The organism is Trinickia sp. Y13 (genome assembly GCF_029522115.1).
Classification (GTDB): Bacteria; Pseudomonadota; Gammaproteobacteria; order Burkholderiales; family Burkholderiaceae; genus Trinickia.
The window spans coordinates 191035-211926 of sequence record NZ_JAKWFK010000008.1 but is presented as its reverse complement, the minus strand read 5'-3'; the positions used below and the strand labels follow the sequence as shown (position 1 = coordinate 211926).

Below are 20892 nucleotides of genomic sequence, written 5' to 3'. Positions count from 1 at the left end.
ACATCCCTTTGTTCAAATCGTTAAAACCTGAAAATCACCGGAGTCTTTCAATGAATGCACGTGTCGAACCCTCGCAGGCCGCTCGCGATGGCGCATCGGGCGCACCGGCCGAGGGGCGCGTGCTCTGTCACGTCGTCAACGGCGTCGCGATCTTGACGCTCGATCGACCGCACGCGCTCAACGCCCTCTCGCACGCGATGTTGCACGAGCTGGCGGCGCACATCGAGCGTTGCCGCAACGACGAGCGCATCGTGGCCTTGGTGCTGCGAGGCAGCGGCGAGAAAGGCTTGTGCGCGGGCGGGGACGTCCGCGCGCTGTGCCACGCGGCCAACGCCGGACGCATCGACGGCGCGCAAGGCTGGCGCCCATTCTTCATCGACGAGTACCGGCTCGACTTCGCGCTGCATGCGTTTCCCAAGCCGATCGTCGCGCTCGCGGACGGCATTACGATGGGCGGCGGGATGGGCCTTGCGCAAGCGGCGGCGCTGCGCGTCGCCACCGAGCGCAGCAAGATTGCGATGCCCGAAACGCGGATCGGATTCGTCCCCGACGTCGGGGCGACGCGTTTCCTCAGCGTCATGCCGGTCGAACTGTCTTTGTACGTCGGCCTGACCGGCGCCGTGCTTTCGGGCGCGGACGCTGTTTACTGCGGCTTGGCCGATGTTTGCGTGCGAAGCGACTGGCTGTCCGGATTCGAGGAGCGCCTCGCACGCCTGCCGTCGAATCAAGTCCTCGAGCGCCTGCGCGAAGCGTTCGTGCCGCCTGCCTCGCCTATGCCGCCCGCAACGATCGAAGGGTTCGCGCCCGCCATCGAAAAGCATTTCAGCGCCCGGCTGACCGTGAACGAAATGGCGGCATCGCTGGCGTCGGCATTGATCTCGAACCCGTCGACGGAAATGCGCGCATGGCTGCAAGGCGCGCTCGACGCGATGCACGGCTATTCGCCGACGATGCTGCACGTCACGCGTGAGGCCATCTTGCGCGGGCGCGAGATCACATTGGCCGACGCTTATCGCATGGAGCTGGGCATCGTGTCGCGCGCGATCGAAGAAGGCGATTTCCGTGAGGGCGTGCGCGCGCACCTCGTCGACAAAGATCGCGCGCCGCGCTGGCAGCCGTCCTCGCTGGGCGGCGTAGGTCCCGAGCGCGTTGCGCATTTCTTGAACTCGCCTTGGGCGAGCGAGACGCATCCGCTTGCCGATCTCGGGATGTTGCCGCCGCAGCGCTCATCGCGATTGCCGTCTTGATCTCCAGGGCGGCCGCGCGCATGCCACCCGCGCACCGAGGGCCGATTCGACGAGACCGGGAGCCTCGGCGCGGCCGCTTCAGCCGGAAGCGATCAACCCCATCGCAATGGCCTTGACCACTGCCTGCACCTTGTTGGTGGCGTTCAGCTTCAAGAGCACGTTGTTGACATGAAAGTTGACCGTGCGCTCGGAGATATTGAGGATCTGGCCGATTTCGCAGGCCGTCTTCCCTTCCCCGGTCCAGCACAGCACCTCGCACTCGCGCGGCGTGAGCACGACGCTCGCCTCGGGTGCGAGGCTCGGGACCAGAAATTCGCTCATCAACGAGTGCGACAAATTGGCGAGCCAACTCGCTTGCAAGGTCAGTTCATCGATCTCATGGTTCGTCAGCGCATCGGCCGAGCGCGCCAGCGTCAGCAAACCGTACACGCCATGAGCCGCCCAACTGGAATGGGCCACCCCAACCCGCAAGCCGAAATCGTGGGCGTCGCTCCATAACCGGGGCGCGTTGGACGACGCCTCGGGCCAAAGAATGAGCCCCGAACTGGACATGCCCTCGCGCACGGTCGGATCGACGTCGATGAAGCGATTGTCTTGATAGTGCTTCATCCATCCGGCGGGATAAGTGTCGTAGATCGCGACGGCCGGATTGGATACGGGCAGCGGCACGCGAATCCCGTAACAGCAGTACTCGAAGCCGAGCCGCTTCGCGAATTGTGCGATCCGCTCGAACAATTGGCGCTCGTCGCTCGCCGCACGCAGTTGTTCGTAACTGTCTTGCCATCGCAAGGGCGCTTCCATGATTACCCCGAAACGTTACAAAAAGTGGGACAGAACGCTGTCATAGTTGCCAGGTCCCACGGCTGCGCCGGACTGCTACAGTCCGGCGCATGAGACATTCTTCCGCCACGCAGTTCAGCCCCAGTGTCGACGGCTACGTCCGTCTCCCGGAGCAGGCCCTCGCCGATCTCCACCTCGTCCACATCGATTCGGCGCCCGACCCCGACTTGCTCGACGAGTTGCGCGCCGAAGGCGTCGATGCGAGCAGCGCCGGTTATACCGAATGGCAGCGCCCGCGCGGCCCTGGGGGTGCGCACGTCACGCTCGGATGGGACTGGTATGTCGATCGGGCGTCCGGTGCGCTGGTCGTGGCCTGGGGCGACATCCGTAGCAACGTCATGTGTGTCGACCCGCACGGCTTCGATCTCGGCCCGGCCCAAACCACGCGCGCGCTGTTGCGATGCGTGGCCGGCCTGAACTGGCCGAACGCCGTCGCACAAGCCGCGCTTGCGCCTTGGGGACAACCGTCCCTGCGCGGCCCGACGCTCCAATAAGGCAAAGCGCAGCCGCCGTTTCGGCCGGGCTGCGCTCGATTGATCTGCTAACCCATTCACAGTGCTCATTTATAAGCAAATCGCCGCCTAATTTCAATCTCATTATTAGAAACGACTGGCATGCCCAGAAGCGTCCCAACGCTTCGGCAGGCCCGACGGCACCTGCGCAGTCCTGTCAACGTTGACAGTTACCGACCCTCGGAGCGCGCGCTGTAATGCGCTCATCAAAAAACATAAGCGAGGGATTTCATGCGCACATCCGTTCACGGCGACGGGCGCCTGCCCGACGAACTCGATGTCGCGCTTGCGCATTATCGGCATCGCGTCTTCGTCGAGCAGTTGGGGTGGAAGCTGCCGTGTGCCGATGAACGGTTCGAGCGAGACCAATATGACCGCGACGACACGGTGTATGTCGTCGCCCATGATGATTCGGGGGCCATTTGCGGTTGTGCGAGATTATTGCCCACTACGCATCCTTATCTTCTGCAAGACCTTTTTCCCTCGCTGTTGGCCGACGGCATGCGGCCGCCGAAGTCGCTGCATGTCTGGGAGTTGTCTCGCTTTGCTGCGAGTATGGCTGGCGACGAGGACGGCGCTTGGGCGGTGCGGCCAATGCTCGCATCCGTCGTCGAGTGCGCGCTGAAGCTCGGCGCACGGCAATTGATCGGCGTGACGTTTTTGAGCATGGAGCGCCTGTTTCGCCGAATCGGTGTGCATGCGCACCGGGCCGGTCCGGCGCAGCGCATCGACGGGCGGATGGTCGTGGCTTGCTGGATCGACCTGGACGAGCAAACGCTGCGCGCTCTGGGGCTAGCGCCGGCGATGGCGAAGCGCGGCTTCGGCGAGCCGGTGCTGCAAGTCTGCGCGTGAGCTGGCCGCGGCTGGCAACGCCCAGCGCGGCCCAAGGCGCAGTTCGACGCCTACGCGTTTGCGGGGCGTTGGGGTATGCCGGAAGCCAAGGCCGCCTCTGCTGCGGGGCCAAGCGATCTGCACGATCGGCGTCAGGTGCGGCATTGCGGCGCGCGCGAAGTGGCCTAGCGCCATCACGCCGCCATGGCGCCGCTCGCACCCACCATGACTGCCATCGAACCGCATGTTTTGCCATCGAACGATCGCAAACGAGAGCGCCTGCGCGCGCGGCGATGCGGTTACCTTACTCGATCACCCTGCTTTGCGTGTCGGTCGATCGCATCGATGACCGCTCGCACCGGGTCGCGGATGCCATCGACCCGCGCCCTTTGAAGGAGAACTACTGTGTGTACCGTGTGCGACGCGCCCTCTTCTGATTTCGATGAAGCTTTCGCCGCATGGGCGCGAATCGCGGTGAAGTTCGTCGATCACGCCGAGTCGATTCCGATCGTCCGGCTCGGTCGCAACGGGCTAACGGTCGCCGTCGGCGGACACGCGAAGCTGGCGCCCATCGGCCTGCCGCGACGCGCCTCGATCATCGGCGATGCGACCGAGCTCTGCGAGTTACGTCTCGTTGCGCGCGCGGTGACTCGCATCGATGAGCACAGGGCCGAAGTTACGCTGCAGCCGTCGCGTGCCGACGATCATGCCTTGCTATGGCAGGCGTTACGCGCGTACCACTTGGAGACCGGTGCGGGTTCGTGGGACGAGGCTCCCTCCGTCTCCCGTCAGTTGAGCGGCGCTGTGTCGACCGAGCATCAGACACCGGCGGCCAGGGCTAGACGCGAAGGCCTCGTAAAGAAGGAGGCCCAATCCGCCGCGGCTGGCGCCGAAGCAGCAGGCACGGCGATGGACGAGCGCGACGATGCACCGCATGCGCCGGTGTGGTGCGATGCCGTTTTCACCCTGGCGAGCTCGGAAGATGCATGGTTCTTCGCGCATTGGCTCGAATACCATTTCGCCGAAGTATCGGCGCGAGCGCGGATGGGCGACGAATCGGCGCACCTGCACGAAATCGTGACGCGCATAGCCGACCACGACGTGCAAGTGCGCTTCGTCTTTCAGACGGCCGAGCGCCTGGTTCGAGCTTCGACCGATGCTTGCTGCCGCTGGATTGCAGCCGAAGCATCGCGTCAGTTGCGCATGTCGGTCGAGCACTGGCTTGCGGGGGTGTCGCCGGCTAGACATGCAGCCGCCGGTTGGTCTCGGCGTGCAATGCATGCCCCGCGCCCGGTGGGCTACCGCTCCTGACGAAAGCGCGTGCCGGCCCCCGATTGGCGAGAGGCGATGGCGAATACGTCGGCGTTGGCGTTGGCCGTTGCTGTTGCTCACCCGGCCCAGCGTGACAGGCTGTGCTTCGGGCTTTAATTTTCGTTTAAGCGACCACTAGCATAGTACCGGTCGACTCCCTCCGGGAGCCGCATGTTTTGTCCGCAGTTGGTTCTTCGAGTCTATCGATCGATGGAGATACGAATATGAAATTTCGTTCGTATATGGCGGCCGGCGCACTCGCGCTGATTCCAGTACTCGCCCTGGCAGGACAAGCGAGCGCCCAATCCGCCGCGCAACCGATGTATGTCAACGTGAACGGTCAGCCGTTACCGGTGAAAGCCGAAACGCACGTCGTTCAAACCGCCGCTGGACCGATGAAGGTCAGCACTTGGAGCTGGCATAGCCCGCAAGGCAATGCCAGCTATACCGTGCAAACGAGCACGGGCGGTATGCCGCCGGCTTTCGCGCTGCGCCAGATGCAGGCAATCGACTATCAAATGCGTGCGGCGCAAGCGCAGATGATGGCGATGCAGCAACGCATGTTGGCGCTGCAGCAAGCAGCGTTTGCGAACACGTTTGTGATGCCGGCGCAGCAAGCCGTCGTGTTTGCAGCGCCGATGTGGGCGATGCCGGAGCCGGTTGTCGTGGTCGTGCCGGCGCGGCGCGTCGCGCCGCCTGCCGTCGCACCTGCGAAGCCGGCGGGAATCAAAGCCTAACGCGTGATTGCGGCCGCCTTCGGCCGTGCGCCTGGCGCGCATATCGCCTCATGCAATCGCGCGATTGCATGAGGCGATTTCAAATGAGTCATGGCTTACTCAAGACGCCGCTTCATTGAACCTTGGCGCTAAGCCCACTGCTACCAACCGTATTTGAGCTCGAGGCCCGCATAGTCGGCGTTATGTCCGCCCGCCTGACTGATCGCGTCTCCCACTTGGAACCAGCCGAGCAGCTTGGCGTGACGCGCGAGTTCGCGCAAGACGCGCGGGAAAACACGGCTGCGCCTGCGGCCAGGCACCCCAAGCTACTCGTTTTCTTCGAAGTAATGCCCGAACTTAACCTGCTTGGTCCGAATGTACCGCTCATTCTCATCGCGAACGGGGATAGCGAGCGCAACGCGCTCGCAAACGGGAATACCGTGCTTGACGAGCGTATCGAACTTCTTGGGGTTGTTGCTCATGAGCCGCACCGATGTCACGTTGAGCTCTCGCAGTATGGCGACAGCGGACTCGTACTCGCGAGCGTCGTCGGGCAACCCGAGTTCTAGGTTCGCCTCCACGGTGTCGAGCCCCTGCTCTTGCAACGCGTAAGCCCGGATCTTATTCGACAGCCCAATCCCCCTGCCTTCGTGGCCCCGCAGATACAGCAGCACGCCCCGCCCTTCCGCAGCGATATAACGCAACGCGAGATCGAGTTGCTCCCCGCAGTCGCAGCGATACGAACCCAGCACGTCTCCGGTCAAACACTCCGAATGCAGACGCGTGAGCACCGAAGCCTGTCCGCTCACGTCGCCCATCACCAAAGCCAGATGTTCGGCGTCTCCGGCCGAGACGCGAAAGGCGTAGGAGGTGAACGTTCCGTACCGGGTGGGCAAAGTGGCCTTGGCGGCAAGCGTGACGCACTGCGCGGCGCTGTCGCCGTCGACGCGCGGCGGCTGGGAGGGCGTGGACATGACTTCTCGAGAATAGCGTTATAACGGTTCGTCGGCACACCGACAGCCGGCGCGCGCACCGCGAGTTTAACCCTAATCGCTATCGGCGGCCGCCGGCGCAGGCCGCCGCAGCCGCTGCCAGCGCCTATACTGGGGAATAAGCTCGCGCGTCGCAGATGCCGCGCACGCCGGCGCCGATCCCCGCCCCCGAACGAGAAGACGGAGACTCACATGCCCAACGTAGCGCAAATTTTGAAGTCGAAGTTGGACGACCCGATGGCCGCGAGGCGAACTGCCGAGCGGCCGGTCCTCACGATCGACGCCGAGGCGTCCGTCTTCGAAGCAGTGAAAATGATGGCGCAATACCAAATCGGCGCGCTGATCGTCACCCAGGGAAGTGAGAAGAAAATCGCGGGCATCGTCACCGAGCGCGACTACGCGCGCAAGATTGTCCTGATGGATCGCTCGTCCAAATCGACGCCCGTGCGCGACATCATGACAGCGCAAGTGCTGCACGTGCGCATGTCGGACACCGCCGAGGCGTGCATGGCCTTGATGACCCAGCACCGAATGCGTCACCTGCCCGTGATCGACAACGGTCAGCTCGTCGGCATGGTTTCGATCGGCGATCTGGTGAAAACCATCATCTCGGAACAGCAGTTCACGATCCAGCAACTCGAGCACTACATCTCGGGCGTGCACACCTAACCGTGGCGGCGCGGCGTGGCGCCTTCACGGCGAACCGCCGTTCGATCACATGCCGAAATAGAGCGACCCGGGACCCTTCGGCTCCCGTGCGCCCGATTCGCTGCGCGGCCCCAATGCTCGACCATAGCCGCTTGTATCGCCCACGCGTGCTTGCCGCGCCGGGCCCAGCCCGGCGCGTTGCTCAGCCGCTTCCACGTCCTCCGGGTAGACCGTTTCATCGCCAGTGGCCCGGTAGCCAACATCGGCCAACTGACGCATTTGCGCCGCGACTGCCGCACGGCTGACAGACGACCTCTCTTGCGCCAATGCGAGCGAGGGCGTGACCGATGCCCCGCCTATCACTATCCCTGCAATTGCGAACAAAATCGATTTCACCGGTTCTCCTCCACGTTTGATTACGCACATTCGTGATCTGCGACGAAGTTGGAGCCCCAAGTCTACGATTCAGACAGGTAGCCGAGAACCCCTCGTTTCTGTTAATCACCGTTGCACGAATCGCAAATATCGAAATGTGGTTTCGCGAAATCTTCCTATCGATTCACGAAAACGCCTGGTGAGTGGAATCGGTTTTCCTCGATGGTCGCTCCGAGGGAAACCTACCGTTGTATCGACAGGAATTTAAATGACCACCAACGCTCTGAAATCGATCTCGCGTGCGCCATCATCGAAGCTCTATTCAAAAACTTGGTATTTTTACGGGTCTTCAGTCATCGTGCCGAAAAAACCAGCAGATGATAGAGGATGTGTCTGATATGATTCGCCAAAAAAGACACCCCGAAATAAACAAGCTAGAAATTCCTTTGGCTGTTTCGGGCAAGTAATATTTTCGACATGTGAGGGTATATGCCGGGCCAGTTCATTGAACCGATGTCATCGCTTTGGCGTGCGGTCGACGAAAAATCGTGGTTCGAGGCACTTGCTTCGCTGGGCAGAAAATATGGTTTCGACCATACGCTGTTCGCAGTGGTCCCGCGGCCGGGCCTGCGGTTCTGCGACGCCTATTTGCGCAGCACCTATGACGCGAGCTGGCGCCAAACCTATGACGAGCGCGCGCTCTTTCGCATCGATCCCACCGTGGCGCATTGTTTGACGCGAACTTCACCGCTTATTTGGACGTCGTCTCATTTCGCCGAGCGCAGCCAACGGGAAATGTATGAAGAAGCCCGCCAGCACGGCCTTTGCACTGGGATCTCGTTGCCGATTCATGGTCCCAAGCAAGAGGTCGGGATGCTGTGCTTCGTGCAAAGCGAGAGCACCGCGCGCGCGCTCGCCGCCGACGTGGAAGACAAACTGCCGATGCTGACGCTGTTGCGCGACGTCGCCTTCGACACCAGCCGGCGCTTTCTGGACGGATACACCGAAAGGCTCGTGCCGAAGCTGACGCCACGCGAATACGAATGCCTGAAGTGGACCGCCCAGGGAAAATCGACCTGGGAGATCGCGAAAATCTTCGGCTGTTCCGAGGCGACCGTGAACTTTCATATGACGAACATTCGCAGCAAGTTCGGGGTCAGCTCGAGAAGCGCCGCCGCGGTCAAGGCGACCCGTATGGGGTTGATCGATCCTGATTGATCAAAGATGGCCGAAGCGTGGGCGGCCGCTTTTGCGAGACGCTACGAATATCGTCGTCGGAAATTAACGCTTCGAAATACAACCTGAGCAGGATCATGACCGGTTTGGGGATATTTGCGCCGAGCTCGAACCGGCTTCCCCGAGATTGGGTGACACCGAAGCGAGCCCAGAAGGTCTTCTGACTTTCTTTCACTTGCTTTCGATGAGCTTGGATGAATGCACTGTTTATTTCGGTCCGAACCGGCCGAACCGAGCCCTCGGTTTCTGGTTGACGAATATCGGCTATGGACATAGTTCTTTTCACCTGGTCAGGAGCGTACTCGATACCCGAATCATCCCAAGTGTCACCGGCGATTTGTACCTATCTTGCTTGACAGTTACAAGCAGCACGCAAAGTGCATATGGTCTATGCCCCGTAGGTGATAAGCCATAACAATCCGGGAGAGCGAGATGAATGCGAAGATCACCATCGATAAGCAACATAGCTTCGATCTCGACGCACTGGCGCAGATGTATCGCTTGCGCGCCAAAATATTCGGCGAACGTATGGGATGGGAAGTCGCCGTCTTGTCGGGAATGGAAATCGATCATTACGATGCGCAGTCGCCCTATTACATGCTCGTACGAAATGCTTCCGGCGCAGTCTGCGGCTGCTGGCGGCTGCTGCCGACTCAAGGGCCTTACATGTTGCGCGACACCTTCCCTGAACTGCTGCACGGGCAGCGCGCGCCCGCTGCTGCGTGCGTTTGGGAATTGAGCCGCTTCGCGATCGTCTCGCCCGAGCGAGCAGGCTACGGCTTCGGTGAACTCGCACTCGATGCAATGCGCGCTGTCGTCGATTTTGCCGATCGCATGGGCGTCACGAGCTATGTGACCGTCACGACCACCGCGGTCGAGCGGCTGCTCGCGCGCGCTCGAATTGAAATGCGTCGCTTCGGCCCGCCCATGAAGATCGGGCGCGTCAACGCGGTCGCCTTGGCAATCGACCTCGGCAAGCAAACCCACGAAGCGCTGTTTGGCCACGCGCACCCATGCGGCCTACCGCAGCAGCGGCTGGAGCAACCGCTTCGGGCCGCTGACGAATGCGCTGCCCAACTCGTAGAAGCGCAGGGGAGCATGCATCTCGCGCGACAGCCCGATTCGCTTGGTTGCAGCAATGCGGGCGACGCGCGGCTCGCCGCCACTTAAACGCCCCAGCCAAAGCGCGCCGCGTCCGCACAGGTCCGCCCCATCGGCTTCAGGGCCGATGCCGAAGGCGGCGCACAGGCGCCCCGGCCCACGGGTTAGATCGATGAGTTTCGCGCCGGGGCGTCTCGCCTGCATGAGGGGAATGCCATCGAGCGGCTCCACGGCGCGAAGCAGCACGGCTGCGCCCATGCCTTCCGGCTCGGCCGACAAATTGATCATGTAACACGCGCCGTAGACTAGCCGCACGTACGCATGCCCGGGTGCGCGAAATAGCGCGCGGTTATATGGACGCAGCCCTCGGTAAGCGTGGTTCGTGGAATCTCCGAGCGGATAGGCCTCGGTCTCCACGATTCGTCCGCTCAGGCGGCCGTGCGCGGAGTCGTGCACAAGGCATTTGCCCACCATGAAACGCGCGAGCTCGACGGTATCGACCGGCAGTTCCTCGCGAGCGAGCGGCACGATAGGATGCGAAAAGTCGTTCACGACGATTACGCGGTCGATCGCCCCTTGCCTCGGCCGCTAACCCAACACCTGCCGGGCAACCCGGCACGCGGCCAGATCCCACGCGGCGCAACCCACGCTTTTGAAAACGACGGGTTCGGCATCCTCGCCGGTGCTCGACGCCGCCGTCGCTCCGGCGGCCAGCATATCGGCAAGCGCGTTGACGCGTGCCCAATCGACGCCCGCCTGGATGAAATCGCCGGCTTCGTGCTTTGCGCCGGCCAGGTCGTCCACATACAAGCGGCTGCCTTCGAGCGTGCGCGCGCCGATTTCCGCCATCTCGGGCGTGAACGCCCCGACCCCGATCACGAGCCGTCCACGGCGCGCAGGTTCGTCATAAACGGGCGCGCGGCTGGTCGTCAGCGTAATGACCGCGTCGAAGGGGTCGAGCGTCTCGGCGTCCGTCATCGGGCTGAGCGCGATCAAGTGACCATGCTCCTCGCAAAACGCCTTCGCACGCGACAGCGAACTGCCGCGCACCCGCACGCGCGCGCCGGGATAGACCGAAGCAAACGCATGCACGTGGTGGACCGCTTGCGTTCCGGTCCCGACGAGCAGAATCTCGCCCGGCGCAGAGCTCGAGAAGGTGCGCATGGCGAGCAGCGTCACTGCGGCCGTGCGCCGGCCTGTCACCGTGGGACCATCCAGCGCCAGCAGCGCCTCGCCCGTATCGGGATCGCAGACGCTGACATGACCGTGAATCGTGGGCAACGAGCGTTCGCGGTTCACGGGACACACGGTGACAAGCTTATGGATGGCAAGGTCGCGCGCCGCAGCCGGCATGGACAGCATCGTTCCGCCGCGGTTGAGCGGCACGACGAGCCGCGCCGGGCTCGCGATTTCACCGCGCGCGGCTTCGACGCAGGCGTGCGCCAGCGCATCGACGAGCGCGGGAAACGGTGTCAACCTTGCCGTTGCGGTGGCGTCGAAAAACTGCATTGTCATAGGGTTTTCTCCAATGCGACGGCGCCCGAAGGCGCGTCGAACGTGCATTGTCGCGGTCGAGCGCGCCCGCGGCAATGTGTCAGTCAAATTGCCGCGGGCCTCGCCATTGACCACCAGTAACGAACGTAACCTGTCGATACATATTTGACGGCCGTGCGCAGGTGGGTTGCCCGTTAAAATACGCCGCGCCTACTCACTTTTGAGCGTTGCGGCGCACGACGCACGGGTTCCTAACCGCGCATCCTCTACCCGCAGCGCCGATGCATCCTGAAGCATGACCACTGAAGCCACCTTAGCGGACTCTCTCACCGTTGCCGACCGCGTGCGCGCGCTGATGGTTCGCCATGGCATAAGCAAACGACAGCAGACGACCGAGCTGTGCCGGATCCTCGATTTGAGCTTTTCCCAAGGCCACCGCAAGTTGCGCGGCAGCAGTCCTTGGACCCTCGCGCAAATCCGCAAGGTGGCCGAAGCATTCGGCGAACCACCCACCCAACTGTTCGGTACGCAAGAAAACGGCATCGGCGGTGCAGGCGTGCAGCCGCGCGAGGCCATGATCAACGTCGGCGCGTTCGAAGGGCCGTGCATCGCTTGGATCGGCGAGCAACTCGGTCCGTATGAGCGCGCGGAATTCGTGGCCTACGGCGAAGGCGATCGCTGGCGCATCGTTTGGTGCGACGGCGTACCGGGCGAGCGCGCGCACGAAGTCCTCAAGATCGAGATCCACCCGCGGCGCACGCAAGCGCAGCGCGCGAGCGTGGCCGTGGTGGACGCCGACCCCGCCGCGGCCGAAGCGCTTTGCGACTATCTCGCGCAAAACGGCTTTGCGGCCACGGCGTACGACGAGCTGTCCACGTTCATCGAGGCCTTGCGGACGAAAACGTTCGATGCCGTCATCACCGATTGGCTTTTCGGCGAGCGCACGGCCGCATCCGCCATCGAAGCCGTGCGCCGCTCGCCGCGGCCCGATGCCGCGATCTTTCTACTGACCGGCGATCTGCTGACCGGCAAAGCCAGCGAATCGGACATCAGCGAAGTCATTCGCCGGTTCGACGTCGCCTGCTACGAGAAGCCGGCGCGTCTGGCGATTCTCGTCGCCGATCTGTCCAAGCGCCTCGGCCGCACGTAACGCGGCCCCGGCTCAATCCGGGGCCGGCCCTGGCGCTCGCGCTCAGACGTCGAACTTCACACCCTGTGCAAGCGGCAACTCGCGACTGTAATTGATCGTGTTCGTCGCCCGGCGCATGTAGTTCTTCCACGAGTCGGAACCCGATTCACGTCCTCCGCCCGTTTCTTTCTCCCCGCCGAACGCACCGCCGATCTCGGCGCCGCTCGTGCCGATGTTCACGTTGACGATGCCGCAATCGCTGCCGGCGGCCGACATGAATTGCTCGGCCTCGCGCATGTCGTTCGTGAAAATGGCCGACGAAAGCCCTTGCGGCACGGCGTTGTGCACGGCAAGCGCTTGCTCGAAATCGTCGTACACGAGGACATAAAGGATCGGCGCGAACGTTTCGCGCTCGACGACACCCGTCTGCGCCGGCATCCGCACGATCGCGGGACGGACATAGTAGGCGCTGTCGTGACCGGCATCGACGCGCTCGCCGCCCGCCACTTGGCCGCCGTCCTTACGCGCCTCGGCCAGCGCCGCTTGCATCGCGTCGAACGAGGCGCGATCGATGAGCGGGCCGACGAGCGTATCGGCGTCGAGGGGATCGCCCACCTTCACCGAGGCGAACGCTTTTTCGAGGCGGGGCAACAGCGTCTCGACGACACTGCGATGCACGATCAAGCGGCGCAGCGTGGTGCAACGCTGGCCGGCGGTGCCGACAGCCGCGAACGTGACGGCGCGCACGACGAGATCGAGATCGGCGCTCGGCGCGACGATCATGCCGTTGTTGCCGCCCAGTTCGAGAATGCTGCGCGCGAGCCGTTTGCTCAGCGTCTGCGCCACCTCGATACCCATGCGCACGCTGCCGGTCGCGCTAACCAGCGGCACTTTGTGCGAACGCGTCAACGCTTCGCCCACATCGCGGCCGCCGATGACGAGTTGCGTCAGCCCTGCGGGCGCAACGCCCGAATGGGTTTGATCGAATTCGCGAACGGCCTGGTTGAACAGCGCCTCGCACGCGATCGCGGTCAGCGGTGTCTTCTCGGACGGCTTCCATACGATGGGATCGCCGCAGACGAGCGCCAGCGCGGCATTCCACGCCCATACGGCCACAGGAAAGTTGAACGCCGAGATCACGCCGCACACGCCGAGCGGATGCCACGTCTCCATCATCCGGTGCCCCGGACGTTCGGATGCGATCGTCAAACCGTAAAGTTGGCGCGACAACCCGACAGCGAAGTCGCAGATGTCGATCATTTCCTGCACTTCGCCGAGCCCTTCGGAGCGGATCTTTCCGGCCTCGAGCGTCACCAACTGACCAAGCGGCTCCTTGTGCTTGCGCAACACGTTGCCGAACACGCGCACGAGCTCGCCGCGCAGCGGCGCGGGCACGGTGCGCCACTTCAAGAACGCGGCGTGCGCGGCGTCGATCTTGCGCTCGGCGTCCGCCGCCGAATCGACGGCGAGCGTCGCAAGCGTTGCACCGTCGCGCGGCGAACGGGACGTCAACGCGTCGCCCTTCCAGGTGGAAAGGTCGACGCCCAGCGTTGCAAGAATGTCGTTGACTACCATCACGTCCTCTTTAGGTCGAATCGAAACAATGTAGCGCGCAATGACTAGGATGCTCCGCCTGCGCGATCATACGGCGAGAAGCACCCGGCTTCAGCGATTGAAACGCGTTCGCGCCGCCTGCGCAAGCCGATGCATGCGGGCGCGAGCGCAGCTTATGCTTGCGCCAGCGCGACAGCGAGGCGGCGGGCGCCTTCGAACGCCTCCGCCTCGCTCGGCGCGGCGAACGATAAGCGCAGGCTGCTCGCGTCCGGCGTGCGGACGAAAAACGCCGCGCCGGGAACGAACATGACGTTCTGCTCGATGGCTCGCTTGAGCACTTCGGCGGCATCTCGCCCGCCCGTCAGCCGCGCCCACACGAACATACCGCCTTGCGGCGCGCTGAGCGCGATCGCGTGCGGCGCAAAATGCGCGAGCGCTTTGAGCAAGGCCTCGCAGCGCGAGCGATACGCGCCGACGATCGAACGCAGGTGCACCGCCAAGCTGCCGCTGTCGAGGTAGTACCGCGCCGTCTCTTGCGAAAGCGGCGCCGTGCATAAGTCGCTAGTCTGCTTGGCGACGATCATACGCCGCGCGATCGGTGCAGGCGCGATTGTCCAACCGATACGCAGCCCCGGCGCGACGATCTTGGATAGGCTGCCGAAATAGACGATCCAATCCCTCGCACCAGGGTAGGCGTCCGCGAGCGCTATCATCGGCGGCACCGCCGTACCGGAGAATCGCAGTTCGCCGTACGGATCGTCTTCGACTAGCACGATGCGCCGCGCCGCGGCCAGCTTGATCAACGCTTCGCGCCGTTCCCGCGGCAGCGTCGCACCGGTCGGGTTCGCAAACGTGGGCACGGTATAGAGCAGCTTGGGCCGGCTCGCCGCGGGCAACGCATCGAGCTGCGCAGCGAGCGCCTCGACATCGATTCCGTCGGCATCGGTACGCACCGGCACGATGTTCGCGCCTGCGAGGCGCAGCGCTTGAATCGCGGCGGGATAGGCGGGCTCTTCAACGAGCGCCGTATCGCCAGGGGCGATCAGCGTGCGTAGCAGCAAATCGAATCCTTGTTGCGAGCCGGTCGTGACGAGCACATCGTCCGCATCGCAGCGCACGCCCCGCGCCATCATGAGTTGCGCCAGCGAAGCGCGCAGCGACGGCGCACCGGCCGTATCGCCATATTGCAAACAGGCGATGGGGTCGCTCCTATACGCGGCCTCGAGCGCGCGGGCGATACCGTCGCGATCGAACAGATCCTTCGACGGATAGCCGCCCGCGAACGAAATCATGCCGGGGCGGCCGACGTACTTGAACAACTCCCGGATCGGCGAGCCTTGCGGTGCGCGAAAAGGCGCCGTGAACGCGTAGGCTTGATCATCCAGCGCCGGGGGCGCCGCAGTGCATGACGTCGTCAAGCTTCCCTCCGCTTCGAGATTGGCCGTGCCATTGCCATCGCCATCGACTCGTTCACGCGGCCGCGGTCATTTTGAAAATGCCCGTCGCATTTCCGGCGTCGAAACCTAGATCGAGCGCCTCGCGGCCCGATTCGTCGTCGGCATACATGTCGCGCGTGATGAATTCGTAGAAGGAGCCCGGCACTTCCCGGCGCACTTCGCCGCCCTGCTCATCGATGAACACACGCACGACGCGATCGGCTTGGAACGCCGTCTGCTTCACGCGGCCGGATTTCGACACTTCGACGCGTTCCTTGATCGGCCGGCCCAACGCCCGCTGCGTATCGGCCACCGCGAATACGTCGGCCACGCGATCCGTCGCGTGGTTGAAGGCGTTGCCCTCGGTGGCAATCCATGCCATTTCCGCCGATTCTTCGAGCAACGTCAGGTAATCGGCTAAACGCGGCGTCGCGTGTTGGCGATCGAAACAGCGCACGAGGATGGGCAGCAACGCGCAAGCGTCGGCGCTCGGCAAAGCGGCATCGCGCTCGAGTTCCGCGAGCCACGCGACGGCTTGCGGCGTGAGCGGATCGGCGGACGAACCGACGACCTCCGTCACCGCTTGCTGGAACTCGGGCGAGAACCGTTCGGGATGCAATTCGCTGACGAAGAATTGTGCGATGTGCTCGGGCGCATCGAGATGCGCGTAGGAGCGGCCGGTCATCTTGATGCGCTCGAGCGGGTACGTGCCGTTCAACCGATAGCCGAGCGGCCTCAGGATGCGGGTGAATGCCGCTTCGCCCGGCGGCAGCGCGCCGCAATGCGGCCAACGCACCGTGCGCAGTGCGCCATGGTCGAATTGCACGCGCGCGCCGTCGCGAACGACGTCGTCCGTATAGGCGCGCCCTGTCGGCACGCGGTCGAGCAACCCCGCGAACAGCGCCATGTTCAGCGCCTGAGCAAGTTCCGCACGCGTCGCGACGCCGGCCTCCCAGCGCCCCATTGCAGGCGGTACATTCATCAATTGCACCAACCGCCGGGCGGCGCCGGGTCCGCAAGCCGCTTCGAGCAGCGCGTCGAGATTGCCGTTCATCGAATCATTCCCTGTTTTACGAAATAAAGCCACACCTTCTAGGGCGAGGCTCATGGAGCTGTGCGCGGGCGCATGCGAACCCAGTTGACGAAGGCGATTGTCGTCGCCGCGACGGTTCGTCACAATTGATTTAAACTCACGACTTCATTCTCAAAACTCACTAAGTCGCCATCGAGCATGCTCGGCGCGCGGCATCCCACCATGAGAAAGGGCATCCCCAACCTGGCCGCGCTGCAGATCTTCGAAGCCTCGGCGCGGCATGAGAGCTTCACCCGCGCGGCCGACGAGGTTGCCCTCACACAGAGCGCCGTATGCCGCCAAATCGCGGCGCTCGAGAACCGGCTCGGGGTCGCTTTGTTCCTGCGAATCAAGAAGCGCGTCGTGCTGACGCCGCACGGCAGGCATTACGCCGCGCAGATCCGCAAGAGCCTCGAGCGCATCGAACGCGACACCCTAGAGCTGATGGCGCAGCGCGGTGTGGGCCGCGTGCTGGAATTGGCCGTCGTGCCCACGTTCGCCAGCCAATGGCTGATTCCGCGCCTGCCGCAATTCCAGGCGCTGCGACCCGATATCACGGTCAACCTCTCGATTCGAACCGAACCGTTTCTGTTTAGCGATTCACCGTTCGATGCCGCTGTCTATTTCGGCCGCTCCGTTTGGCCGGGGACGCAGGGCACGCTGTTGTTTCGCGAAGGCAATGCAGTGCCGGTCTGCAGTCCGGCGCTCGCGTCCACCGTCGCACCGCTCACTCGGGAGCGCCTGATCGATATGCCGCTCTTGCACCTTTCGACTCGCCCCGACGCGTGGCGCGAGTGGTTTCGCACGCATGGCTTCGGCGATGACGCACGAGCCGTGCGTGGCCCGCGCTACGAGCTGTTCACGATGCTTTCGAGCGCCGCGCTAGCCGGTATGGGCGTGGCGCTGATGCCGGAAATCCTGATAGCGGACGAATTGGCATCGGGGCGCTTGACCGCCCCGCTCGACCTGCCGCTCGCCAGCGACGCCGGCTACTACCTGGTCGCGCCGGACGCGGCCGCAAACGACGAGCCGTTCGTTGCGTTGACGCAATGGCTCGCCTCGTTGGTGCCTGGGGCCGATTGACGGTCGGCGGCAAGAGCCGGTCTGCCCGGCCGACTGCATAAGCGCATCATCATGGCGCCGCCGATATCGTGCCGCGGGCGCGCGATAGCGCGGGCTACAGCGCCGCCTCGGCCACGATCCAAGCGCGAAACGCCTGCATGGCCGCCGTCATGCGTTTGGATTTGAGCCAGGTCAACCAATAGCTCCCGGTGTCGACCTCGAGTTCGAACGCGCGCACGAGACGCCCGGCTTGAATCTCGCGCTCGAACATCCGCGCCGGCGCAAGCGCGACGCCCGCTCCTTGCATTGCGGCCTCGATCATCAAGCGCGACGAATCGAACACCGGCCCGCGAATCGCTCCGCCGGGCAATCCCGCCTGAGCAAACCAGAGCGCCCACTCGTCGCGGCGATACGAGCGCAGCAGCGTTTGCCCGGCAAGATCGCGCGGCGCATGCAGGCGTTTGGCCAATTCGGGCGTGCACAAGACGGTCAGCGGCGCATCGAGCAATGCCGTCGCCTGCGTGCCCGGCCAATTGCCGTCGCCGAAGCGAATGGCGAAATCGAACCCTTCCGCCGCGAAATCGACCAGATTGTTGTGCGTCAGGAGCCGCAATTCGACGAATGGATGCGCCGCACGAAAGCGATTCAATCGCGGCATGAGCCAGCCGACGGCGAACGTGCCGACGACGCCCACCGTCAGCACTTCGTGGAAATGTCCACCCTCGAACTGCCGCAGGACCGCCTCGATCCGCGCGAACGCATCGGACAGGACCGGCAGCAACGCAAGCCCCTCGTCGGTCATCCCGAGACCGCGTGGCAAACGCGTGAAGAGTCGAGCGCCGAGCCTCTCCTCGAGCGCCCGCACTTGCTGGCTGACGGCGGCCTGCGTCACGTTCAGTTCGCGCGCCGCGCGCGTGAAGCTCAAATGACGCGCCGACGATTCGAACGCGCGCAGCGCATTGAGCGGTAGATGTTTGGCCATGCTCGCGAACCCAAAAGAAATGGTTATGTGTCTGAAAAGTTATCATCGATTGTCGCCAACCGCCGCAAGCGCGATATTCATTGCCTTTTCCACCGGAGCGAACGAGATGAAAAGAAGAAAATTCCTGGGAACCGCAGTGGGCGGCATCATAGCTGGCCTATCGACTCAGGTGTTGGCCGGGCCCAGCTCGAAATCGCGGGCGGGCTCCCATGAGTTCGCGGCGAAGCCATCGCCGCGGCTCGACGCCCAAGCGAAAGCGATCGAATCCGAACTGGCCGCCATCGAGCGAAGCGTCGACGGGCGGCTCGGCGTAGCGATACTCGATCTCGAAACGGGTATGTGTGCCGGCCATCGAACCGGCGAGCGTTTTCCGACTTGCAGCACATTCAAACTGATGCTTGCCGCCCAGGTGCTGGCGCGCGTCGATCGTGGCCAAGAGGATCTCGATCGGCGCATCGTGTTCGGCGCTGACCGTATCGAGCAATATGCGCCCGTGGCGAGCAAGCATATCGGCGAGCCCGGCATGAGCATCGGCGAACTGTGCGATGCGATCGTCACGATGAGCGACAACACGGCGGCGAACCTGCTGCTCGACACGGTGAACGGACCGCCCGGCTTCACGGCATTCATGAGGCAGTTGGGCGATACTGTCACGCGTCTCGACCGGAACGAGCCGTCGCTGAACGAGGCGGTCCCCGACGATCCGCGCGATACCACCACGCCGCTGGCGATGCTCGGCAACGTGCAATCCGTGCTGCTTGGCGATGCTTTATCCGCGCCTTCGCGTGCGCGACTACTCGCCTGGGGCGTGGGCAATCGCACAGGCGATGCGCGGCTGCGCGCGGGCGTGCCGCGAGCATGGCGCGTCGCCGACAAAACGGGCACCGGGGAGCGCGGCACGACCAACGATATCGGGCTTCTTTGGCCGCAGGATCGTGCGCCGATCGTCGTCACCGCTTACCTGACGCAAACGCAGGCGCCTGCACGTGCGCGCGACGCGGCCATAGCGGACGTCGCCCGGGCGATCTCGAAACACCTGGCGTAACTTTGACATAGGGCGCATCAATGAGAACAGCCGCATCGAGTTACTACGAAGCCACGGTCGAACGCGCCGTTTATCCATCGGCGAGCGCATCGCGCGAAGAGGCGCGAGTGTGCATCGTCGGCGGCGGCTTTGCCGGACTGGCCACGGCGCTCGGCCTCGTAGAGCGCGGGATGCGCGACATCGTCCTGCTCGAAGCCGAACGCATCGGCTTCGGCGCATCGGGGCGCAACGGGGGTTTCGTTTTCGGCGGCTATAGTCTTGAATGCGCCGATTTGCTGCGCGCGCTCGGGCCTCACGACGCGCGGTCGCTCTACCGGCTCACGCTCGATGCCGTCGAACTCATCGGCAAACGCATCGCGCGTCACGGCATCGAGTGCGACGTGGTGCAGGCCGGCATCATCCTCGCCGATTGGTTTGGGCGGCCGGATGCGCTGGCCGCCCAGCGCGAATTGATGCGTACGTCGTTCGGCGTCGAATGGGAGCCGATTTCAATAAGCGCTTTGCGAGAGCGGCTGAAGACCGATCGTTATCATGGCGGCCTGCTGGAGCGGCACGGGTTCCACTTTCATCCCCTCAAGTACGCGCTGGGCATCGCGAAAGTGTTGGCGGACGCGGGTGTGCGCATCTACGAACACAGCCCCGCCCTCGCCTTCGAGCCGGAGCGCGATCGCCATTTGGTTAGGACGCCTAATGGCTCGATCGTGGCACAGCACGTCGTGATGGCGGCAGGCGGATACGCGCGTGGCGTTTACCGCGCCGTCGAGCGCGCGGTCCTACCGATCGCAACCTACGTCGTAGCAACAGAGCCGCTCGGCGACCGGCTCAAGGGCGTCATCGATTGCGCGGCCGCCGTCTACGATACGCGGTTCTCGTTCGACTATTACCGCCCCTTGCGCGACACGCGCATTCTTTGGGGCGGCCGCATCTCCATCTTCGAGCGTGACCCGCGCACGATCGCAAAGCTGCTCATGCGCGATATGTTGCGCGTTTATCCGCAGTTGCAAGGCGTGAAGCTCGAGCACGCATGGAGCGGCCTCATGAGCTATGGACGACGCAAGATGCCGCAGATCGGCCGAAGCCGCGACGGCGTTTGGCATGCGGTCGGCTTCGGCGGTCACGGCGTAGCGCCGACGACCGCCGCGGGAGAGCTGCTCGCGGCGGCTATCGCGGAAGAACGGCCGATTCCCGCGCCTTTCGCTCGCTTCGGGTTGGAGTCGATGCACGGGGTGTTGGGACTGGCCGCCGCCGAAGCGACGTATTTGACGAAGATCGCCGCCGATGCCATTGCGGATTTTCGGCAGCGATGAAC

Annotated in this window: 21 protein-coding genes and 1 pseudogene; 12 read left to right on the top strand and 10 right to left on the bottom strand. The window is 63.8% G+C overall.

Features of this window, described 5'->3' with window-relative positions:
- Positions 1–50 precede the first annotated feature (50 nt).
- The gene (locus tag MMB74_RS16275; RefSeq protein WP_277429683.1) at positions 51–1247 is read left to right on the top strand and encodes an enoyl-CoA hydratase/isomerase family protein; all 1197 of its coding nucleotides are present in this window, start codon (positions 51–53) and stop codon (positions 1245–1247) included.
- A 78-nt stretch (positions 1248–1325) separates the two neighbouring features.
- Here the strand turns inward: MMB74_RS16275 and MMB74_RS16270 are convergent, their stop codons facing one another.
- Positions 1326–2048: an autoinducer binding domain-containing protein gene (locus MMB74_RS16270; protein ID WP_277429682.1), complete on the bottom strand. Its 723-nt coding sequence runs from the start codon at positions 2046–2048 to the stop codon at positions 1326–1328.
- An 89-nt stretch (positions 2049–2137) separates the two neighbouring features.
- On the opposite strand from MMB74_RS16270, the gene MMB74_RS16265 reads away from it, so the two are divergent.
- The 4 genes from MMB74_RS16265 to MMB74_RS16250 all read left to right on the top strand — a co-directional run bounded on the left by MMB74_RS16265 (position 2138) and on the right by MMB74_RS16250 (position 5478).
- Positions 2138–2581 (top strand): DUF4902 domain-containing protein, encoded by a 444-nt coding sequence (locus tag MMB74_RS16265; protein WP_277429681.1) that lies wholly within the window; start codon positions 2138–2140, stop codon positions 2579–2581.
- 249 nt (positions 2582–2830) lie between these two features.
- Positions 2831–3451, top strand: coding sequence for an acyl-homoserine-lactone synthase (locus MMB74_RS16260; protein WP_277429680.1), 621 nt, complete (start codon positions 2831–2833; stop codon positions 3449–3451).
- Between the two features lie 384 nt (positions 3452–3835).
- Positions 3836–4741, top strand: coding sequence for a hypothetical protein (locus MMB74_RS16255; protein ID WP_277429679.1), 906 nt, complete (start codon positions 3836–3838; stop codon positions 4739–4741).
- A 224-nt stretch (positions 4742–4965) separates the two neighbouring features.
- Positions 4966–5478, top strand: a complete 513-nt coding sequence (locus MMB74_RS16250) for a hypothetical protein (RefSeq protein ID WP_277429678.1) — start codon at positions 4966–4968, stop codon at positions 5476–5478.
- 140 nt (positions 5479–5618) lie between these two features.
- On the opposite strand, the gene MMB74_RS16245 is transcribed toward MMB74_RS16250, so the two are convergent.
- A complete protein-coding gene (locus MMB74_RS16245; protein WP_277429770.1) occupies positions 5619–5777 on the bottom strand; it encodes a hypothetical protein in 159 nt (52 codons plus the stop codon).
- A 6-nt stretch (positions 5778–5783) separates the two neighbouring features.
- The gene (gene ribA / locus MMB74_RS16240; RefSeq protein ID WP_277429677.1) at positions 5784–6431 is read right to left on the bottom strand and encodes a GTP cyclohydrolase II; all 648 of its coding nucleotides are present in this window, start codon (positions 6429–6431) and stop codon (positions 5784–5786) included.
- 210 nt (positions 6432–6641) lie between these two features.
- Between ribA and MMB74_RS16235 the strand changes: the two genes are divergently transcribed.
- A complete protein-coding gene (locus tag MMB74_RS16235) occupies positions 6642–7118 on the top strand; it encodes a CBS domain-containing protein (RefSeq protein ID WP_277429676.1) in 477 nt (158 codons plus the stop codon).
- A 45-nt stretch (positions 7119–7163) separates the two neighbouring features.
- Here the strand turns inward: MMB74_RS16235 and MMB74_RS16230 are convergent, their stop codons facing one another.
- Positions 7164–7493 carry a hypothetical protein gene (locus MMB74_RS16230; RefSeq protein WP_277429675.1) on the bottom strand — a complete coding sequence of 110 codons (330 nt, stop codon included), beginning with the start codon at positions 7491–7493 and terminating at the stop codon, positions 7164–7166.
- Between the two features lie 492 nt (positions 7494–7985).
- On the opposite strand from MMB74_RS16230, the gene MMB74_RS16225 reads away from it, so the two are divergent.
- A complete protein-coding gene (locus MMB74_RS16225; RefSeq protein ID WP_277429674.1) occupies positions 7986–8690 on the top strand; it encodes an autoinducer binding domain-containing protein in 705 nt (234 codons plus the stop codon).
- A 450-nt stretch (positions 8691–9140) separates the two neighbouring features.
- Positions 9141–9689, top strand: a pseudogene (locus tag MMB74_RS16220) (acyl-homoserine-lactone synthase); the annotation flags it as partial.
- Between the two features lie 39 nt (positions 9690–9728).
- On the opposite strand, the gene MMB74_RS16215 reads toward MMB74_RS16220, so the two are convergent.
- Both MMB74_RS16215 and lhpI read right to left on the bottom strand, forming a co-directional pair.
- The gene (locus tag MMB74_RS16215; protein WP_277429673.1) at positions 9729–10361 is read right to left on the bottom strand and encodes a DNA-3-methyladenine glycosylase; all 633 of its coding nucleotides are present in this window, start codon (positions 10359–10361) and stop codon (positions 9729–9731) included.
- Positions 10362–10397: 36 nt separating this feature from the next.
- Complete coding sequence (gene lhpI, locus MMB74_RS16210) at positions 10398–11324, bottom strand: bifunctional Delta(1)-pyrroline-2-carboxylate/Delta(1)-piperideine-2-carboxylate reductase (RefSeq protein ID WP_277429672.1); 927 nt, start codon at positions 11322–11324, stop codon at positions 10398–10400.
- A 274-nt stretch (positions 11325–11598) separates the two neighbouring features.
- On the opposite strand from lhpI, the gene MMB74_RS16205 reads away from it, so the two are divergent.
- Entirely contained in the window at positions 11599–12453 is an 855-nt protein-coding gene (locus tag MMB74_RS16205) for a helix-turn-helix domain-containing protein (RefSeq protein ID WP_277429671.1), read from the top strand.
- A gap of 42 nt (positions 12454–12495) precedes the next feature.
- Here MMB74_RS16205 and MMB74_RS16200 read toward each other — a convergent pair whose 3' ends face one another.
- The 3 genes from MMB74_RS16200 to MMB74_RS16190 all read right to left on the bottom strand — a co-directional run bounded on the left by MMB74_RS16200 (position 12496) and on the right by MMB74_RS16190 (position 16476).
- The gene (locus MMB74_RS16200; RefSeq protein WP_277429670.1) at positions 12496–14007 is read right to left on the bottom strand and encodes an aldehyde dehydrogenase family protein; all 1512 of its coding nucleotides are present in this window, start codon (positions 14005–14007) and stop codon (positions 12496–12498) included.
- A 152-nt stretch (positions 14008–14159) separates the two neighbouring features.
- Positions 14160–15404 carry a PLP-dependent aminotransferase family protein gene (locus MMB74_RS16195; protein WP_277429669.1) on the bottom strand — a complete coding sequence of 415 codons (1245 nt, stop codon included), beginning with the start codon at positions 15402–15404 and terminating at the stop codon, positions 14160–14162.
- A 52-nt stretch (positions 15405–15456) separates the two neighbouring features.
- Positions 15457–16476, bottom strand: coding sequence for a DUF1338 domain-containing protein (locus tag MMB74_RS16190; protein WP_277429668.1), 1020 nt, complete (start codon positions 16474–16476; stop codon positions 15457–15459).
- Positions 16477–16677: 201 nt separating this feature from the next.
- Here MMB74_RS16190 and MMB74_RS16185 point away from each other — a divergent pair, with 201 nt between their 5' ends.
- A complete protein-coding gene (locus tag MMB74_RS16185; protein ID WP_277429667.1) occupies positions 16678–17577 on the top strand; it encodes a LysR substrate-binding domain-containing protein in 900 nt (299 codons plus the stop codon).
- Between the two features lie 94 nt (positions 17578–17671).
- Here MMB74_RS16185 and MMB74_RS16180 read toward each other — a convergent pair whose 3' ends face one another.
- Positions 17672–18538 carry a LysR family transcriptional regulator gene (locus tag MMB74_RS16180; protein ID WP_277429666.1) on the bottom strand — a complete coding sequence of 289 codons (867 nt, stop codon included), beginning with the start codon at positions 18536–18538 and terminating at the stop codon, positions 17672–17674.
- A 106-nt stretch (positions 18539–18644) separates the two neighbouring features.
- On the opposite strand from MMB74_RS16180, the gene bla reads away from it, so the two are divergent.
- Together bla and MMB74_RS16170 are read left to right on the top strand one after the other, a co-directional pair.
- On the top strand, positions 18645–19583 hold the full coding sequence (gene bla / locus MMB74_RS16175) for a class A beta-lactamase (protein ID WP_277429665.1): 939 nt from the start codon (positions 18645–18647) through the stop codon (positions 19581–19583).
- Between the two features lie 20 nt (positions 19584–19603).
- Positions 19604–20890, top strand: a complete 1287-nt coding sequence (locus tag MMB74_RS16170; protein WP_277429664.1) for an FAD-binding oxidoreductase — start codon at positions 19604–19606, stop codon at positions 20888–20890.
- The last annotated feature ends 2 nt before the right edge of the window (positions 20891–20892 follow it).

What these genes read in the sequence shown, in the direction of transcription:
- MMB74_RS16275 (WP_277429683.1), top strand. Translation starts at nt 51, where the DNA reads ATGAATGCACGTGTCGAACCCTCGCAGGCCGCTCGCGATGGCGCATCG.
- MMB74_RS16270 (WP_277429682.1), bottom strand. Translation starts at nt 2,048, where the DNA reads ATGGAAGCGCCCTTGCGATGGCAAGACAGTTACGAACAACTGCGTGCG.
- MMB74_RS16265 (WP_277429681.1), top strand. Translation starts at nt 2,138, where the DNA reads ATGAGACATTCTTCCGCCACGCAGTTCAGCCCCAGTGTCGACGGCTAC.
- MMB74_RS16260 (WP_277429680.1), top strand. Translation starts at nt 2,831, where the DNA reads ATGCGCACATCCGTTCACGGCGACGGGCGCCTGCCCGACGAACTCGAT.
- MMB74_RS16250 (WP_277429678.1), top strand. Translation starts at nt 4,966, where the DNA reads ATGAAATTTCGTTCGTATATGGCGGCCGGCGCACTCGCGCTGATTCCA.
- ribA (WP_277429677.1), bottom strand. Translation starts at nt 6,431, where the DNA reads ATGTCCACGCCCTCCCAGCCGCCGCGCGTCGACGGCGACAGCGCCGCG.
- MMB74_RS16235 (WP_277429676.1), top strand. Translation starts at nt 6,642, where the DNA reads ATGCCCAACGTAGCGCAAATTTTGAAGTCGAAGTTGGACGACCCGATG.
- MMB74_RS16225 (WP_277429674.1), top strand. Translation starts at nt 7,986, where the DNA reads ATGTCATCGCTTTGGCGTGCGGTCGACGAAAAATCGTGGTTCGAGGCA.
- lhpI (WP_277429672.1), bottom strand. Translation starts at nt 11,324, where the DNA reads ATGACAATGCAGTTTTTCGACGCCACCGCAACGGCAAGGTTGACACCG.
- MMB74_RS16205 (WP_277429671.1), top strand. Translation starts at nt 11,599, where the DNA reads ATGACCACTGAAGCCACCTTAGCGGACTCTCTCACCGTTGCCGACCGC.
- MMB74_RS16200 (WP_277429670.1), bottom strand. Translation starts at nt 14,007, where the DNA reads ATGGTAGTCAACGACATTCTTGCAACGCTGGGCGTCGACCTTTCCACC.
- MMB74_RS16190 (WP_277429668.1), bottom strand. Translation starts at nt 16,476, where the DNA reads ATGAACGGCAATCTCGACGCGCTGCTCGAAGCGGCTTGCGGACCCGGC.
- MMB74_RS16185 (WP_277429667.1), top strand. Translation starts at nt 16,678, where the DNA reads ATGAGAAAGGGCATCCCCAACCTGGCCGCGCTGCAGATCTTCGAAGCC.
- MMB74_RS16180 (WP_277429666.1), bottom strand. Translation starts at nt 18,538, where the DNA reads ATGGCCAAACATCTACCGCTCAATGCGCTGCGCGCGTTCGAATCGTCG.
- bla (WP_277429665.1), top strand. Translation starts at nt 18,645, where the DNA reads ATGAAAAGAAGAAAATTCCTGGGAACCGCAGTGGGCGGCATCATAGCT.
- MMB74_RS16170 (WP_277429664.1), top strand. Translation starts at nt 19,604, where the DNA reads ATGAGAACAGCCGCATCGAGTTACTACGAAGCCACGGTCGAACGCGCC.